The organism is Clostridium sp. 'deep sea', assembly GCF_014931565.1.
In the GTDB taxonomy this organism is placed as follows: Bacteria; Bacillota; UBA994; order PWPR01; family PWPR01.
Genome location: NZ_CP063353.1, coordinates 3628282 through 3644798 on the forward strand (window position 1 = coordinate 3628282; position 16517 = coordinate 3644798).

The following is a 16517-nucleotide window of genomic DNA, read 5'->3' on the forward strand; positions in this document are numbered from 1 at the left end:
AAAATGTTAAACATAATAAAAAAAGAATTAAAACATAGCTTAAGAAACAGGCGTGCTTTATTACTCTTTATTCTTTTTCCGTTAATCTTAATGTGGATTTTAAGCACCGTATTTGCAGGACAGTTTAGCAGTAGTACGCTTAATTACGAAGGAGTATCTGTACTCTACACAATTGATACTGAGTCTCACCTATATGAAGGTTTTAATGAGTTCACAGCTGTGCTTAATGAAATGAATATTAACTTTGTAAAAATAAATAACAAAGAAGAAGCCATTAAACAAATAGAAAACAATAACTATGTTTGTTATATAGAGTTAAGTGAGCAAAACAAAGCTGTTACTATGTTTAAAAATAATACTAAAGGCACAACTACCTCAAGTTTTATTGAAAGTTTATTGTCAACTTTTGTGCAAGAGTTTAATTTACGGTATGAAATTGGGAAGATCAACCCATCAGCGTTAGCCAATTTTAATAGTAAAAAATCAAATCACGTTAAAGTAGTTTCATTAAAAGGGGAAAATGAGATAAGATCAATTGATTATTTTGGAATCACAATGTTAACTCTTATTATTATGTATTCAATAAATACAGGCTTAGGTAGCATAACTCGCGAACAAACCTTAAAAACAGGCGATCGTATTATTGAAACACCTTTACCCAAATATAAGTTATTTTTAGGAAAAGTTGTGGGTTGTTTTATTGTAACTATATTGCAAATGATATTAGTAATTAGCTTTAGTATTTTTGCTTTAGGTGTTAACTATGGTAACGATGTAATTACCGTATTCTGTATTATTATGTCTGAGATATTTATGTGCATTTCTTTGGGTATAGGAATAGCTTTGATTGTAAAAAAAGAAGAGATTGGTAATGGTTTAATTTCTTTAGGAGTACCACTTATGGTCTTTTTAGGCGGAGGTTATTTTCCTATTGACGACTTTGGAGGAAAAACTTTAGCTACTATTGCAAAGTTGTCACCTGTGAAATGGGTTAATGAATCTATTTTTAATATTATTCATTTACAACAATATCACACAGTAGCTACTACTTTAACCATAAATTTAAGTATAGCTTTAATAATGTTAGTTTTATCTTCACGAAGCTTTAGTAAAAGGGAGGAATTATAATGCAAAATATTTTATGTATAACTAAAAAGAATTTCATACAGCTTTTTAGAAAAAAGTTAAACATATTTGTTTATTTAGTTCTTCCTATTTTAATAACTAGTGTTATATTTGGCATAACTGCAAAGTCAAATGTTTATAAATACACTATGGGAGTTATAGATAAAGATAATAGCCAGATTTCTAGAGATATGCTAAGTTACTTAGAAAAGACTAATAAGTTCGCTTTAATACCTATAGAAGATAGTGAAGTAGAAGAAAAAGTTGTTTCCCGAAACCTTAGTTTTGTATTTTCTATACCAAAAGGTTTTGCTGACTCAATTAAAAAAGGAGTAAAACAAAATGTAGAAGTTGTGTCTATACAGGGGCAACAAACTACTATATTCATTAAGCAGTTTGCCAATATGTATATTAATAATTTAAATGATATATATAAAGCATCTGGGGGTAATACTGAAACCTTTAATAAAATATATAAATCTTTTCAAGAAGGAGAATTTACTTATAATACAACATATATAAAGGATAAATCAATTACTAAAAGCTCAACGGAAATATCTATGGGTTTGTTTATAATGATTGTTTTAGTAGCAGCATCTACTACCTCGAGTATGTTATTAGAAGAAAAACGTAATAAAACATATTATAGAATAAGTACAGCACCAGTTAAGCCTTTTCAAATAGTTTTTGCGAATGTCTTGGTAAATATTTTAATTATAACTATTCAAATATGCTTTGTATTACTTATGATAACTAAGGTGTTTGGGGTAAATGTTTATGTTCCAGTTTTACAATTATTTATAATTTTATTTACTTTTGGCTTTGCTGCTATTGGCATTGGCATGATGATTATGGCGTTTTCAAAGTCATCAGCTACCGCAGGTTTATTGGGGACCCTTATTATAACTCCTAGTTGTATGTTAGCTGGTTGTTTTTGGCCAAGAAGTATAATGCCAAAGATGCTTCAAAAGGTAAGCTTGTTCATTCCCCATTCTTGGGCAATGGATTCCATAAATAAAATTCAAATGGGAAAATCATTTGCAGATATAAGAATAAACATTGTAATAACCTTACTATTTGCAGTCGTATTCTTTTTGATTGTAGCATATAAAATAAAAAGAGCTAACGAAAACGATGAATTTATTTAGCTAATAATAGTATTTAATAAGTAGTTTTTGTAGGAACAGATTAATTTCTGTTCCTATTTTTTTACTAGTTGAATACTTGACATATGTAGATGGTCTATATATACTCTATATATAGACCATCTACATATGAAAGAGGGAAGAAATGAAAATCAATAAAGCATTACAAACAGGCAGTACTACTTTATTATTATTAAAGCTACTTGAAGCCAAAGATATGTATGGTTATGAAATGATTGAACAACTAGCTAATCAGTCACAAAATGTATTTGAGTTAAAAGCAGGTACGTTATATCCACTGTTGCATAGCTTACATAAAAAAGGTTTTGTAAAATCTTACGACAGTAAAACTGAAAAAGGTAGAGTGCGTAAATACTATAAAATAACTAAAGATGGTTTAGCTCATTTAATTGAAAAAGAATTAGAGTGGAGTAAATACACTTCTGCAGTTATCGAGTGTTAAGAGGAGGTGTTAACACTTATCTTAAACAAGTATGAGAGGTTACAGAGCACATCATAATATTCAAAAAGGTGCGAAACCATATTAACACTTATCTTAAACAAGTATGTAATGAGGTTATAAAAAAGCTGTAAAGAGCATGGGTAAAGCCAAAACAGTAGGTGAGCAGTATAACAAAATTTTTGTTCCTATTATTGAGTGGCCGGTATTATCATTGATAACAATTATGTCAATACTAGGTTTAGTTATTCAATTATTTATAATTAGAAATAGTGATTTTTATCCTGTGCCTTATGTTATTATTGCTACTGTACTGGGATGTTTAGTTTTATATGGCTTACTTAAGTTTGATTATACTATGTTAGCAAAAAAAGCACATACTTTTTATGCACTATTAACTATATTAGTACTGGTTCTATTTATATTTAACAAGTCAGCAATAACAAATAAACAGTTTTATAGTTTTTTTGTGATGCTTTTATATCCTGTTTTGTTTGCTAGTATAGTTTTTAATAAAAAAAGCAAAGGTTATAAAGGTCTTTTAAGTTCCTGGCTATATTTATTAATGCCTTTTTTTATGTGTATAAACTCTATGCATATGACCTGTGCATTTATTATGTTATTTAGCTTTGTATTTTTACAGGTTTATGCTAACAATATTAACTGGTTTAGTATTAAAAAATTTAAAGGTTTTTTAATTACTTTAGGGCTTTTTTTACTATTACTTATGACAGCTATTGTTGTTTATATTAATATGCAAAGCTCAATTTTAATCAGCTCAAATTTTGTAAACAAAGATGTTATATCTCTGCTAAAAGAAGCTAAAATTTTTGGAAAGAGCAGTTTGTTTATTAACTCTTTTATACCTAACTTTAGATATAGTACTGATTTTTGCTTGTTATTTTTAATAATGAGATATGGTTGGCTTATTTTTATAGCTATAAGTTTGTTAATAATTAAGTTTATTGTTAAAGGCTTTAGAACATGTATTAAACAGCAAAGCATGTTTGGTAAGTTTTTAGGCTTTACTATTCTTATAATATATGTAATGCAAGTGTTTTCCTATTATTTATATAATCTAGGGTTGCAAATAATGAATCCATTAACGTTACCATTTATATCATACGGTAACTTAGCTATATTAATAAACATGTCTTTAATGGGTATATTAATGTCTGTGTTTAGGTCTGGTCATGTTGTATCTATCTAAAACTCTATAAAACAGTAAAGGGCAGATATTGTACTGCCTTTTTTTTATATATATTCAAAAAAATAAAAAAAGTCGGTTATTTATTTTTTAACTATGATAAGATTTACATATCTTAAGATTTAAGAGGGGTCCTCTGTGAACTATATAGAACGTATTCAAAAGTCAATTGACTTTATTGAAGTCAACCTTCAAAACAAAATTGTTATATCTGATGCTGCTAATAAAGCCTTTATGTCATTATCTAGTTTTTATCGTTTATTCTTTGCTTTAGTAGGTTTTACTGTTAAGGAGTATATTAGACTACGTAGAATTAGCTTAGCTGCCAATGAAATAAAGGGTACATACTGTAGAGTGTTAGACGTAGCTATAAAATATGATTTTACCAGTAGTGATTCTTTTTCACGGGCTTTTAAACGATGTGCAGGTGAGTTACCTAGTGTTTATAAACACAGTGAAAAATATTTTAACTTCGAAAGGATAAATATTATGGATATCTACCTTGAGATTCAAGATCAAGAGATGTTAAGAAAATACCCTAATATTAAATTAATGAAAAAAACTAAAGATGTTAAAGTTGCTTATTACTGTTATTATGGTGAAAATCCAGAGCAAAATGCTTTTAAGGTAATGAATGAATGGTTAGTTACTACAGGTATAAATCCTACTAAACAACGACTAAGAATATTTGGTTATAACAATCCATCTCCAACATCTTCTGAGCAGAAAGAGTATGGTTATGAAGTATGTGTAACAATAGATGATAATACTGTTATAAGTGATAAAAGAATAAAAACTAAAACATTAAAAGGTGCCCTTTATGCTATTTTAGGTATTAAGTTTAAAGACAGTAAAGACCCTGGTATGGAAATTTTGAAAAACTGGCAAATTTTAAACGAATGGTTTAAAGAAGGCAAATATGAGTATGATAAAAACTTTCAATGGTTTGAAGAACACCTAAGTTTTAATGATGACTTAACTGAGTTTAAAGGCATGGATATTTATGTACCAATAAAAGATAAATAAAAGAAAGAGATTATAATATGGAAATAAAATTAGTAAAAGAAGACGATGCTTCAAAAATGTTAGAAGTAGCCTTAAAGGCATTTGCTGAAGATGCCGAAAAATATGGAAATCCACCTCCTGAAATTGATACCTTAGAATGGCATCATCCTAAAAAATATGGAGGAATTTATTATAAATTTATTTTAGATAATGAGATTATAGGTGGCTTAAGAGTCATAAATAAAGGTGACGGACATTACTATTTTGCTTCTGCCTTTATAGTTCCAGAGCATCAAAACAAAGGTTATGGTAGTCAAGTTATGAAGTTTATAGATCAGGAGTTTACGAATGTTAAAAAATGGACTCTTGATACCCCATACAAAAGCTATCGCAACCACTATTTTTATGAAAAACATGGCTTTGTAAAATATGATGAAGTTAAGCCAAGCCCTAATCATGAGTTTAAGTTGTTTTTATACGAGAAAATAATGTAAAGCATTAATAAATTAAGAGTTGCCTTAAGGCAACTCTTAATTTATTATGTACTTATGTGATTAATTGTATGGCTAGCATAGATTATTATTATGTTTCAATTTTACTCTATAGGGGTAAATATGAGTATTATAAAAAAGGAGTATATCTTATGGGGTTTAGTCAAATATTTTGGGGTTTTATTTTTTTATTAAATTTTTATTTTAATGGTTTTAATATACTGCCATCATTTATAGGTTATATTTTAATTTACAATGGACTTAATAAGTTGTTACTTTATAATGATTATTTTCATAAAGCTAGTAAATCAGCTTTTTTCTTAATATTTTTATTCATACCAAATATTATAGAAAACTCAGAAATGTTATTAGGTGAATCGTTAACATTGATAATTTCAGTTATTACTACTATAGTAGGTATATATTTTATGTTTAACTTATGTTTAGGTATTGAGGATTTTGCTAAGAGTAAAAATAATTATGAAATAGCTAATAAAGCTAAATTTTACTGGCAAATGTATTTAGTTGTTGGCATCTTGTCTTTATTATTATGTTTTGGTATTTTAGGTGTCATTGTAATGCCATCATTCTGTGTTATGACTATTATTTATACTATAGGTGTGTTAATGTTTTTATATAAATGTAAACATGAGCTAAATGCTTAGTTTTTAATAATTATATTTTAGTCATAAAGTTATTATAAATCTGTATGAAACTAATTAAACATAATCTCAAATAAATTGGTATGCTTAAAATAGGTAATAAAGTTGTTAGTAAAAAGTGAATTTTGATCTAGACTACAATAAAAATATTTACCTTTAATAGGCCATTTAAAACACTAGGAGATATCATGTTTAGAAAAAGAAAAAGGAAGAGAATAATATTAAAACTATTTTTATTATTAATTTTAGCAGTTGTTATTGATTTTTATATAAGTAACTATACAGTAGGTGTTACTAATATTGTAATTAGTAAAACTAATATACCCAGCGAGTTTAATGGATTTAAAATAGTTCAAATTAGTGATTTACACGATAAAGACTTTGGTAATAATAATGAACTATTGGTTAATAAAATTAAACAGCAAGATCCTGATATTATTGTGATGACAGGAGACATGATTGATGGAAGCAGTAGTGATGCAAAGGTGTTTAAAAATCTTTGTAGACAGCTTTGTGAAATAGCAGATGTATACTATATAGCAGGAAACCATGAGCATGGAAGTAGGTATAGGTATAAGTTAAAATCACTAAGTCAAGAATTAGGCATAACCTATTTAAATAATGATAAAGTAAAATTAACAAAGGGAAAAAGCTCTATTAACTTATATGGTTATAATATTGCAATGGGCTATTATAGTTCTATTAGTTATTTAAACGAACAAAATTCTCTATCTGTAAATGAAATTACCCAAAAACTAGGCGAAGTTAACTCTAGTAAATTTAATATTTTATTAACGCATACTCCAATTTACTTTTCTAGCTATGCAGACTGGGGAGCAGACCTAACTCTCTGTGGACATATGCATGGAGGTATGATAAGAATACCTTTTAAAGGAGGAGTGTTTTCTCCCCATAAGGGATTGTTTCCAGACTACGATGCTGGACTTTATGATAAAAATGAAAGATATATGTATGTTAATAAAGGATTAAGTGGAGGCAGTGTAGGTTTTAGAGTATATAACCAGCCCGAAGTAACTGTTATTACCCTAAAAAACTAAACTTGTTAGTATAAATATATGAACTTTTATTACTATTAAAACTATTTAAAATGAAATAGTTGCATTACTAGTTAGGTTCTCAATATAAGAAGGTATATAAAGTATGCGAAGCATTTTAAATGATATGTTATATATGATTCCAATTTCTTTAATAGTTGTACCATTTTATGTTATTATTCGTATTCTTCAAATAAAAAAGAACTTGTACAAAGGATTAAAAACTACCATATACCGTGAGTTAGGGTTTTTAGGTTTATTATTTACAGCCATATTCTTATTATCTATAACAATTGGCTTAAGTTTTTTTACCCTTTCGAAAGAAGCCATGGAACAGGTTAGAGCTGTATCATCTTCATACTACAACTTTGTGCCCTTTAAAACACTTGCTTTTATGGTAAACGCTATTTTTAGGGGTTTTGATGAACATTCTTTAATTAATGTTGTTGGTAATATTATAGTGTTTGTTCCGTTTGGATTATTTGTTAGTTTAGTATCTCAAAAGAGTAGATTACTTAAAGCAGTTGTTTGTACAGCATTGTTTTCATTTAGCATAGAGTTTTTGCAACTTTTTGTGTTAAGAGCTACTGATATTGACGACATAATTTTAAACACACTAGGTGGGTTTATTGGTTATTGTGTTAGCTTAATTTTTTCAAGAGTATATTTTAAGTTTTGGAATTATAGTTATTCAAAAAGCCTGATAAAAGAGGAAAAAAATCAGGCTTTATTACTCACATTTTTACAGGTTATTACTATGATGGCATTAGTTTTAAGTTTTGTTCCACTAATTAAACTATATTATAGATAAGTTAATATATATTAAAATTAGTAAGCCCTAATTTTAAGGCTCACTTTTTAATTATGTAGTTATCTTTTTCAAGATAATATGTGATATAATGTAAAATAATGTTTATTGTAGCAGGAGTGTATTATAAAACTTTTTTACATTTTACTAAAGGATGAGAATAATATAATGTGTTATAAGTTTTTAATGTGGGGGTTTATTTTTTTAGTTGATATTCAAATTGGTGGCTTTGATATCTTACCCGATATTATTGGTTATTATTTTATTATACAAGCTTTACATATGTTGAAAAATAACAACAAATATTTTATAAAAGCTCGAAATTTTACTTTGCTCATAATATTAGTTTATATTATTTGTATTGCAAATTTTATATATAATGGAGACTATTTGAGATTAAATGAAGGTTATTATGTGTTTAACTTAGCAGATAAAATAACATTAGTATTAATGTTTGTTTTTTTAAAGAATCTTTATAAAGGTATTAGTTTGCAGTGTAGTGTAGTAGGCAATAACGAAACTGAAAGTCTTATAGTAAAAACTCAAAAAGCCATTGAGTTATTATGGTTAATAGTTATGTTTTGTGGTATTTTTTCGGTGTTTACAAAGTGGTATAGGATATTATCTTTTACGGTATATTTAGTTACTGCTATACTAATGTACAGATGCGAAAAAAATCTCCAGCAAACAAAAAAATTAGCAGATAATGAACAGTGGAACTAAGCTTTGTAACCATAGCAAACCCTAAAACAAGAAATGGGGATTACCTTGACAAACACAGTTTATAATAAACACTACAAAAATGAAAATTATTTTGGCAAACCCTATAAACAACTAATAGAATTTTTTACTGACTTTACACCTAAAGGCACAATTTTAGATTTAGGATGTGGACAGGGGCGTGATTCAATAGTTTTAGCAAAGTTAGGGTATGAAATTATTGCTGTAGATTACTCTAGTTTAGCAATTAATCAGCTTAAACAAAAATCTGATGAGTTAAATATTAAAGCAGAAATAGCAGATATTTATAGTTATCCCATAACTACAAACATCGATATTGTTTTACTAGATTCAATTTTGCATTTTTATAAAAATGATATTAATAAAGAGAGTGCTTTGGTAAGTAGAATACTAAGAGAGTTAAAGCCCCAGGGCATTTTTTGTAATTGTATGATTAATGGCAAAAAACGAGAAGAGTTATTGCATAACCTAATAAAAAAAAGTAAACATAATATAACTATTTTACTTGAACAAGATGTTGATTATCCGGAGTTTAAGGCTCAGTTTCATATGCTGGTAGTTAAAAAAAATTAAAAATTGGCAGGGGCGAGTAAATAATCGCCCACAACAATCAATTAATATCCCAGAGTTTAACATTTTCAACACTAACACTGTTAACAAAATCATTATTAATATAATTTATAATATCCTCAGCTTTTCCAGCCACCAATACCCCATAACTATTTACACCATGTTCTTTTAAATAGTCGTAAGACCTTTTATAGTTATCGGCATATAATCCATTGCAATTACCGAAGGCATTTAAGAAATCTTTTCGAGTACTCATATACTTAACTAGAGTTTTAAAATGGGTAGCATAAGTATTAGCGTTATCTGGATACTCTTTATACCTAAAGTCATAACATGGAAAATCATTTTTAGGTATAATATCTTGTGCTACCCTGTAACCAACTGGTAAGGGCGTGAAACCTAATTGTACAAAATTCTTACTATTTGTATGCCTAACAGCAACCCAATTAAATGATAACTGATTAAATCTGTTTTTCATCTCCATAAAATGATTAATTGAAATATCTTGTTTAAACGAAATATAAGCAGAAACATAAGCTGATTGAGGTAGCTCTTTAAGCTTATTTTTTACTTCTACTATTTCTGATGCCAACTGTTTATACCTAGTACCATTTTTTTCAACTATTCCGTGTGAGCCAGGTCCTTTATCATAAAAAATACCTATAGGAGGCTGTTCATAAAAAGCAAGTGGCGCTCCATCATTAAATTTACCTCTAACTAAAGTTTTATTAAGAGTATCCCACTGCTGAGTAAACAAGTTATATTTACTTATTTCTATTTCATATTTACCCAAGCCGAGGCTATCTGCTGAAGCATAGTCTGTTATATTTCCTGGGGAATGTAACCTCATAAAGGCATTCATATCATAATATAGTTGAGTGTTGCGATTTGTGTTTTGGTAACCTTCATTGGGGTTATAAAAGGCATTATTATATATAGGCAAAACTACAAAAACAGTTAAGCTAGCTAACAATGCCATAATAATTATAGAAGACAGAGCTGTATATATAAACTTTAAGTTTATTCTTTTAGAAATTTTTTGAGTGTTATACAACTCATTATCTTCTTGCTGAAACTCTAAGTTATAGTTGGCACTAAGCTTTTCAGCCAAGTATTCATTTATAAGTTTATTTTTTTCTAGTTCTTGCTCAATAAATTCTTGCTCATTTTTATTGGCTTTGCCTTGTTGATATTTTAAAAATACCTCTTTAAACTTCATAATTCTCCTCCTTTAGGTAGGTTTTAAGTTTTAAACGCGCTCTGTAGATAATGGTTCTAACAGAGCCATTAGAAATTTTCATTAAAGTAGCTATATCTTTCATAGTGTATTTATGAAAATAATAAAGCAAAATACACTCTTTATAGGGGTGTTTAAGTTGTAATATGGCTTTATACAATTTTCTGTTTTGCTCATCTTTAATTAGCTGATCTAAAATGCTTAAATTATCTGTTAAACAGTCACTATTATTGATTTTTGCAGGGTTTTTACGTCGCAGTAAGTCTATATAATTATTTTTACAAACCCTAAAAAGCCAATACTTGGTATGACCTTTAAGCTTGTTAATATTAAGTAATGCTTTATAAAAGGTATCACTAGTTAAGGACTCTGCAACATAGTAGCTGTTACAAAGCGAAAGGGCGTAGAGAAAAACTTCATTATAGTACTGCTTATAAAACTGCTCTAGGGGGTTATTTTTCACTTTAAACCTCCTTTCACTGTATAAACGAATTAACTTAATAAATGTCACACTAAAGTGTAAATCTATTACTGAAAAATGTACAGTTTATTTTAAAGAGTAAAAATAACTTTATGCTAAAATATATAAATTGACAAAAGTAGTGAGATGGCATACAATTATATTGTGAACAAAAATTAATTTATGTTCACAGTTGGGAGCTGTGAAAAATATGCCAAAGGCCTTTACAAAAAATGAGCTTAAAAATACTAAAACTAAGCTTTTATTAAATGGCAAAAAAATATTTGAACATAAAGGATTTGCTAAGTTTGGTGTTAGAGAGTTAGTTAAAGAAACAGGCATATCAATAGGTATGTTTTATAAGCTCTATAGCTCTAAAGAAGAACTTTTTGTGGAGATAGTTAGTATAGAGCAGAAGAGGATTCGACAAAGTATAGTAACTGAGGTTATGCAGTATAAAGATGACCCTGTAAAAGCCTTAAAGAGCTTTTATTATATAGTGGTTAAAGAGTTATATGATAATAAACTGATGAATACTATTTTATTTAACAACGAATATAGTTCTCTTAAAAGCCATTTAACTGAAGTAAACTTTATCAGTGAAAGAGAGTTATCTTTAAAGCCTTTTGTAGACCTAATGAACTATTGGAAATCAAAAAAATTAATAAGAGACATAGATAACGAGTTAGTTTTGGCAAGTCTAAGATCTTTAGTTTACTTAAATTTTCACAAAGATGAAATTGGAGAAGATAAGTTTAATAACATTGTGGAGTTTTTAGTAAATCAGGTTTGTTTGTATGTAGAGGGAGGCTCTTATAATGCATAAAATATTTTCGGATTTAATTGAAAATGCTGGTACAAGTTTTTTTTCATTAGCTAATAAAAAAGCTACAAATCAAAATACATTTAATAAAATAAATAAGCTAAATGCCAAGCAAATTACCAACATTTATCAAAATATTAAGGTGTTTAATAGCTATTTAGCAACAAGTAAAGTTGATTTAATAAAAACAAACGAAACCAAAAATATTAAGTATAAAACCTATAAAACAAAATCACTTTATGAACCAGTAGCTAATTTTAGCTCAATTTATAATGAGCTTGTTGAAAATCACTATTTATATTACGATTTATTACGCCATAAAAGTGTAAATACAACCGACTTAGCTATTATTTATATACATGGATTTTCTATGAGGAATTATGGTAGAGAGTATAAACTATTTAGTAAGCTAATAAATAGTAATAAAGATCTTAGTGTTTATGCAACTCAGCTGCCATATCATATGAACAGATCACCCCTAAATCAGCCTTACTCTGGTGCATATACTTTTGATTCATGTCCTTTATGCTCTATTGAGGCAATAAGACAAGCGGTACACGATATATCTCAGCTCATTTCAATAATTAAAAACAAACATAAAAAAATTATTGTAGGTGGTTTTAGTTTAGGAGGTTATGTTACCTCGCTGTTAGCAACCTGTGATAATAGAGCAGACTTATATATAGTAGGTCAAGCCGACAGCGATTTACCAACCTGCATGAATGATACACCAGTGTGTCCTGGCTTACAAAAAAATAAAAGCATTTGGACTAATAATAAAGAAAACTTTCAGAGCCTTTATGAACCCCTAAACTTGTTAAAACATAAACCTGCTGTTAAGGGTAGCAAAGTTGTGTCAGTAGCAGGAAAATACGATAAATTAATAAACTATAATACTGTATTAAAGCTAAGAAAATTCTTTAACAGTAAATACAATATTGATTATAAAGCTGGACACATAGGTTTTTTGTTAGAAGCAAAACCAGTACTATCAAAACTAATAGATGCTATAGAGCATGAGGTGAAAAATTAGCTATACTATCTTCACTTCTCTTCGTGCCCTTTGTGGTTTATACAAAAATAATTAGCAATTTACTCTAAGTTTATTTTTTTAACCATAAATACGGACTATCAATGCTAGCCCTACAACGTAAAATCAAACCACCTTCGTAGTGGCAGGCCTTGTGTCTGCCTTTTAAATTGTAAGGATATTGACATTTTCTGTTAGTGAGTATATTATATATATAAGAGACCGACGGTCGGTCTTAGATTGAGAGGGAGATGTTTTATGTCACTTAAAGAGCAAATTATTAACACTGCATATGAGTTATTTGCAGAAAAAGGGTACGAAAAAACAACTGTTGCCCAAATTATTGGCAAAGCAGGAACCTCAAAAGGTGGTTTTTATCATCACTTTAAGTCTAAAGACGAAATATTAGAGCATATAACTTTGTCTTTTGTTAAACAAATTCAGGTTTATTATTATCAAGTTTTAGGCAATGAACAACTATCAATTATTCAAAAATTTACTGAAACATTTTATGGCATTGGTGAAATAAAAAAATCTTATATTGCAGAATGGCCTAAATTAAATAAAATTTATTCCTTTACAGGAAACCACGTTTTACTAAAAAAAATGGGAGAAGAATTTGCGAAAATCACTAATGACTTTTACTTGCAGTTATTGAAATTAGGGGTAGATCAAAACGTTTTTAAAATTGAGTATGTTGAAGATGTTGCAGCTTTATGGTCACGAGAGGTTATTCAATTTCATCGTAGTGCTAAACAGCTCTTTTTTAGTAATAACCAAAACAATCAAAATAGGTTTTATAAATCTTTAGCTTTTAATCAGCAGTTAATTAATTATCTATTAGGGTTGCAGCCTAATACCATAAACTTAGTATCATTAGGAAAAAACTATGTAAAAATGATTAGAGATCAAATTCATAAAGAGGTGAATCTCAGTGATTAAATGGTTTAAGGATATTAAAGAAACTGACTTATTATTGGTAGGCGGCAAGGGTCATAACTTGTCACGTATGTTTAAACATGGTATTGATGTTCCCAATGGTTTTGTTATTGAATCATCAGCTTATGATAATTATGTTACTCAACATAACCTCCATCAATTAATTAATGAAATACTACGTAAAAATAATTGCCTAGTAGCATCACAAAAAATAAAACAATTGTTTACTGTCCAAAAATTAAGCCAAAGCTTTGTTAGCATAGTAAAGCATGAATTTTCTAAAATAAGTAGTGGTAGAGTTGCAGTACGTAGCAGCTCCACTATGGAGGATTTACCAGATAGTAGCTTTGCAGGTCAATACTCATCTTATTTAAATGTGACTAAAGATTCTTTAATCGAAAGAATTATAAATTGTTGGCAATCACTATGGAATGAAAGGGCTATAGAATACCGTAAAAAATATTGCCCTAAACAAGATTTTTCACATGCAGTTGTAGTACAAGAGATGATAAACTCCACTACTTCAGGGGTTGCTTTTACTGCTAACCCTATTACAGGGGTAAGGCATGAAGTTGTAGTAAATGCGGCTTTTGGCTTAGGAGAAGCAGTTGTAAGTGGAGAAGTTAATCCCGATCAATTTATATTAAACAAAAAAAATAAGCAAATAAGCAAAAAAGAGTTAGCTAAAAAGCTAATTAAGTATGTTTATGCTAGCAGTGGTATTAAGCAATGTACGTTAAGTGAGCTAGAATCACAAAAAGCATCATTAACAGAACAACAGCTAATGCAATTACTTGAGGTTTGTGTTAAAACTGAAAAGTATTTTAAAAAACCACAGGATATTGAATTTGCTTTTAATGATAACGAGCTATATATCATTCAATCTCGTGATATAACAAGCCTTTATCCTATAAATAACTTAGAGCAAGATGGCAAGCTTAGGGCTTACTTAGGTGTGGGCACAGTGTTATTAGGAATGAAAGAGCCTTTTACACCCTTTGGTTACGATATTATAAGCCTTATGTTTCCTACCGTAATAAATGTAATGACTTTGCTTAAAAAACCCCTAACTGCCAGTTTTGTAAAATATACTGGCAGTAGACCCTATGTTGATATTAGCTATTTATTGTCTTCTAAATTTGTTTCTAAGCAGTTTGCCAAAGCCTTTTCCGGTAACGATATACCCTTGCAGGATGTTATGTTACACGTAATAAATAAACACGGTAAAACCTTTACCAATCAAGGTATTAGGTTTAAAATTCCTTGGGGCATAATTAAATATAGCTTTAAAATGTTAAAGTAAAAAAAGATTGTGGATAAAATACCAATGAGTAAACGATATGATGCGATGATAGCGGTGGGTAATAAGCAGTATGAAGAACTTTTCCAAGAGTCATTACAGCTTAAGAGCGTTCAGGAAAAAATAGAATTTTGCGAACATGCCATGATAAAGGCCTTTATTTTATCACAAACTCAAGCCCTTTATTGTACTGAAATGACTTATGCCTCTAAGATTGCTAAAAAACTCAAAAAAATGTATGGCGACAAATATAATGCTGAAACTTTAGTTCAATCACTGCCAAGATGTGTAAGTCAACAACTAACTATCAACCTTAATGAGTTAGCTAAATTTTTTAGTGAGAACATGTTAGAGCCAAATGTAGAGCATGCCGAGTTTAAAAGGCTGTTAGCTAAGTTTGGGCACAGAAGTAGTTATGAATTAGATTTTGGTGCTAAACGGTGGGCAGAAGACCCTGCTTATTTGCTAAATCAGGTAAAAAGTTTTATGCATAACAAGATGTATGAACGTAATTTAGCCGATATCCAGCATAAACGTGATAAGGCTGAAAAACTAATAACAGACGTATATTGTGAAATGAAAAGGGACTATGGTGAAAAAAGAGCCCAAAAGTTTAAAGAAACAATGCTTGCATATAGAACTGCAGCAGGTATGCGGGAGTATCCTAAATTCGACATAGTTCGTTTTATATCTTTGGGGCGAAAAGTAGCATTAAGTGTTGGAGAAGAGTATGTAAAACAGGGACTTATAAATAACAAATACGACTTATTCTTTTTAAGAAAAGTTGAAATATTAACTAAACAAAACCTTAAAGAAAAGGTTAAAAATAATAAAGAAGAGTATAGCAGAGAAATGAAACGTAGTAGTGTGCCTCGTATTGTTCTTAATACTGGAGAAACAATTTATAGTGTAAGTAAAATAGACCCCAACAGCAAAAATTTACAAGGCTCAGCTTTATCCCCAGGGGTATATGAGGGCGTAATTAAAATTGTGTTTGACCCCCATAAGGCTTTATTAAAAGAGGGAGAAATAATGGTAACAGAAAGCACAAATCCAGCCTGGACACCCCTTTTTGCAACAGCTGGAGCCTTAATAATGGAGTATGGCGGACCTATGAGCCACGGCGGTATTGTGGCCAGAGAGTATGGCATACCAGCGGTTGTTGGCATATCAGCACTTAAGAGTAGACTAAAAGATGGAGACAGAGTAAGGGTAGATGGATCAACAGGAGTAGTAACTATCCTAGAGTAATAAAAGGGATAGTCAGTAGAGGTATATTTTAACTTGCTGGCTGTTCTTTTTTGCTCAAGAAACTGTAATTGATGCACATTAACCAATAATAAAAATTGATAATGTAGTTAATATTCAAACCTTCTTAATAGCTAGCGATTACAATTATATAATTATTGTTTAAAATTAGTAAAAGCAAACTAATATTTGTATAAATTTATTATTGATA

The 16517-nt window shown here is 29.2% G+C and carries 18 protein-coding genes; 16 read left to right on the forward strand and 2 right to left on the reverse strand.

Features of this window, described 5'->3' with window-relative positions:
- The first annotated feature begins 3 nt into the window (after positions 1-3).
- The 11 genes from IMX26_RS16760 (at position 4) to IMX26_RS16810 (ending at position 9272) form a co-directional block, all read left to right on the forward strand.
- Positions 4-1128, forward strand: coding sequence for an ABC transporter permease (locus IMX26_RS16760; RefSeq protein WP_195159502.1), 1125 nt, complete (start codon positions 4-6; stop codon positions 1126-1128).
- Positions 1128-2273 carry an ABC transporter permease gene (locus IMX26_RS16765; protein ID WP_195159503.1) on the forward strand — a complete coding sequence of 382 codons (1146 nt, stop codon included), beginning with the start codon at positions 1128-1130 and terminating at the stop codon, positions 2271-2273. Before IMX26_RS16760 ends, IMX26_RS16765 begins: the two co-directional genes overlap by 1 nt.
- Before the next feature lie 142 nt (positions 2274-2415).
- Positions 2416-2733, forward strand: coding sequence for a PadR family transcriptional regulator (locus IMX26_RS16770; RefSeq protein ID WP_195159504.1), 318 nt, complete (start codon positions 2416-2418; stop codon positions 2731-2733).
- A 136-nt stretch (positions 2734-2869) separates the two neighbouring features.
- Positions 2870-3940 (forward strand): FtsW/RodA/SpoVE family cell cycle protein, encoded by a 1071-nt coding sequence (locus IMX26_RS16775; RefSeq protein WP_195159505.1) that lies wholly within the window; start codon positions 2870-2872, stop codon positions 3938-3940.
- Positions 3941-4075: 135 nt separating this feature from the next.
- On the forward strand, positions 4076-4963 hold the full coding sequence (locus tag IMX26_RS16780) for an AraC family transcriptional regulator (protein WP_195159506.1): 888 nt from the start codon (positions 4076-4078) through the stop codon (positions 4961-4963).
- Positions 4964-4980: 17 nt separating this feature from the next.
- A complete protein-coding gene (locus IMX26_RS16785) occupies positions 4981-5436 on the forward strand; it encodes a GNAT family N-acetyltransferase (protein ID WP_195159507.1) in 456 nt (151 codons plus the stop codon).
- A gap of 149 nt (positions 5437-5585) precedes the next feature.
- The gene (locus IMX26_RS16790) at positions 5586-6098 is read left to right on the forward strand and encodes a hypothetical protein (protein WP_195159508.1); all 513 of its coding nucleotides are present in this window, start codon (positions 5586-5588) and stop codon (positions 6096-6098) included.
- A gap of 185 nt (positions 6099-6283) precedes the next feature.
- Positions 6284-7153: a metallophosphoesterase gene (locus IMX26_RS16795; protein WP_195159509.1), complete on the forward strand. Its 870-nt coding sequence runs from the start codon at positions 6284-6286 to the stop codon at positions 7151-7153.
- 103 nt (positions 7154-7256) lie between these two features.
- Positions 7257-7961: a VanZ family protein gene (locus tag IMX26_RS16800; protein WP_195159510.1), complete on the forward strand. Its 705-nt coding sequence runs from the start codon at positions 7257-7259 to the stop codon at positions 7959-7961.
- Between the two features lie 165 nt (positions 7962-8126).
- Entirely contained in the window at positions 8127-8681 is a 555-nt protein-coding gene (locus IMX26_RS16805; RefSeq protein ID WP_195159511.1) for a hypothetical protein, read from the forward strand.
- Between the two features lie 45 nt (positions 8682-8726).
- Complete coding sequence (locus tag IMX26_RS16810) at positions 8727-9272, forward strand: class I SAM-dependent methyltransferase (protein WP_207729298.1); 546 nt, start codon at positions 8727-8729, stop codon at positions 9270-9272.
- A 37-nt stretch (positions 9273-9309) separates the two neighbouring features.
- Here the strand turns inward: IMX26_RS16810 and IMX26_RS16815 are convergent, their stop codons facing one another.
- The gene (locus IMX26_RS16815; RefSeq protein WP_195159513.1) at positions 9310-10488 is read right to left on the reverse strand and encodes an anti sigma factor C-terminal domain-containing protein; all 1179 of its coding nucleotides are present in this window, start codon (positions 10486-10488) and stop codon (positions 9310-9312) included.
- Complete coding sequence (locus IMX26_RS16820) at positions 10478-10969, reverse strand: RNA polymerase sigma factor (RefSeq protein ID WP_195159514.1); 492 nt, start codon at positions 10967-10969, stop codon at positions 10478-10480. Before IMX26_RS16820 ends, IMX26_RS16815 begins: the two co-directional genes overlap by 11 nt.
- A 208-nt stretch (positions 10970-11177) precedes the next feature.
- On the opposite strand from IMX26_RS16820, the gene IMX26_RS16825 reads away from it, so the two are divergent.
- From IMX26_RS16825 to IMX26_RS16845, 5 genes are all read left to right on the forward strand, one after another.
- The gene (locus IMX26_RS16825) at positions 11178-11792 is read left to right on the forward strand and encodes a TetR/AcrR family transcriptional regulator (RefSeq protein ID WP_195159515.1); all 615 of its coding nucleotides are present in this window, start codon (positions 11178-11180) and stop codon (positions 11790-11792) included.
- Positions 11785-12822 (forward strand): hypothetical protein, encoded by a 1038-nt coding sequence (locus IMX26_RS16830; RefSeq protein WP_195159516.1) that lies wholly within the window; start codon positions 11785-11787, stop codon positions 12820-12822. The genes IMX26_RS16825 and IMX26_RS16830 overlap by 8 nt, the downstream gene beginning before the upstream one ends.
- A gap of 255 nt (positions 12823-13077) precedes the next feature.
- The gene (locus IMX26_RS16835; protein ID WP_195159517.1) at positions 13078-13761 is read left to right on the forward strand and encodes a TetR/AcrR family transcriptional regulator; all 684 of its coding nucleotides are present in this window, start codon (positions 13078-13080) and stop codon (positions 13759-13761) included.
- Positions 13754-15061 (forward strand): PEP/pyruvate-binding domain-containing protein, encoded by a 1308-nt coding sequence (locus IMX26_RS16840; protein ID WP_195159518.1) that lies wholly within the window; start codon positions 13754-13756, stop codon positions 15059-15061. The genes IMX26_RS16835 and IMX26_RS16840 overlap by 8 nt, the downstream gene beginning before the upstream one ends.
- Before the next feature lie 24 nt (positions 15062-15085).
- Entirely contained in the window at positions 15086-16309 is a 1224-nt protein-coding gene (locus IMX26_RS16845) for a PEP-utilizing enzyme (protein ID WP_195159519.1), read from the forward strand.
- The last annotated feature ends 208 nt before the right edge of the window (positions 16310-16517 follow it).

Coding starts and splice junctions, on each gene's coding strand:
- IMX26_RS16760 (WP_195159502.1), top strand. CDS start 4: ATGTTAAACATAATAAAAAAAGAATTAAAACATAGCTTAAGAAACAGG.
- IMX26_RS16765 (WP_195159503.1), top strand. CDS start 1,128: ATGCAAAATATTTTATGTATAACTAAAAAGAATTTCATACAGCTTTTT.
- IMX26_RS16770 (WP_195159504.1), top strand. CDS start 2,416: ATGAAAATCAATAAAGCATTACAAACAGGCAGTACTACTTTATTATTA.
- IMX26_RS16775 (WP_195159505.1), top strand. CDS start 2,870: ATGGGTAAAGCCAAAACAGTAGGTGAGCAGTATAACAAAATTTTTGTT.
- IMX26_RS16785 (WP_195159507.1), top strand. CDS start 4,981: ATGGAAATAAAATTAGTAAAAGAAGACGATGCTTCAAAAATGTTAGAA.
- IMX26_RS16790 (WP_195159508.1), top strand. CDS start 5,586: ATGGGGTTTAGTCAAATATTTTGGGGTTTTATTTTTTTATTAAATTTT.
- IMX26_RS16795 (WP_195159509.1), top strand. CDS start 6,284: ATGTTTAGAAAAAGAAAAAGGAAGAGAATAATATTAAAACTATTTTTA.
- IMX26_RS16800 (WP_195159510.1), top strand. CDS start 7,257: ATGCGAAGCATTTTAAATGATATGTTATATATGATTCCAATTTCTTTA.
- IMX26_RS16805 (WP_195159511.1), top strand. CDS start 8,127: ATGTGTTATAAGTTTTTAATGTGGGGGTTTATTTTTTTAGTTGATATT.
- IMX26_RS16815 (WP_195159513.1), bottom strand. CDS start 10,488: ATGAAGTTTAAAGAGGTATTTTTAAAATATCAACAAGGCAAAGCCAAT.
- IMX26_RS16825 (WP_195159515.1), top strand. CDS start 11,178: ATGCCAAAGGCCTTTACAAAAAATGAGCTTAAAAATACTAAAACTAAG.
- IMX26_RS16830 (WP_195159516.1), top strand. CDS start 11,785: ATGCATAAAATATTTTCGGATTTAATTGAAAATGCTGGTACAAGTTTT.
- IMX26_RS16835 (WP_195159517.1), top strand. CDS start 13,078: ATGTCACTTAAAGAGCAAATTATTAACACTGCATATGAGTTATTTGCA.
- IMX26_RS16845 (WP_195159519.1), top strand. CDS start 15,086: ATGAGTAAACGATATGATGCGATGATAGCGGTGGGTAATAAGCAGTAT.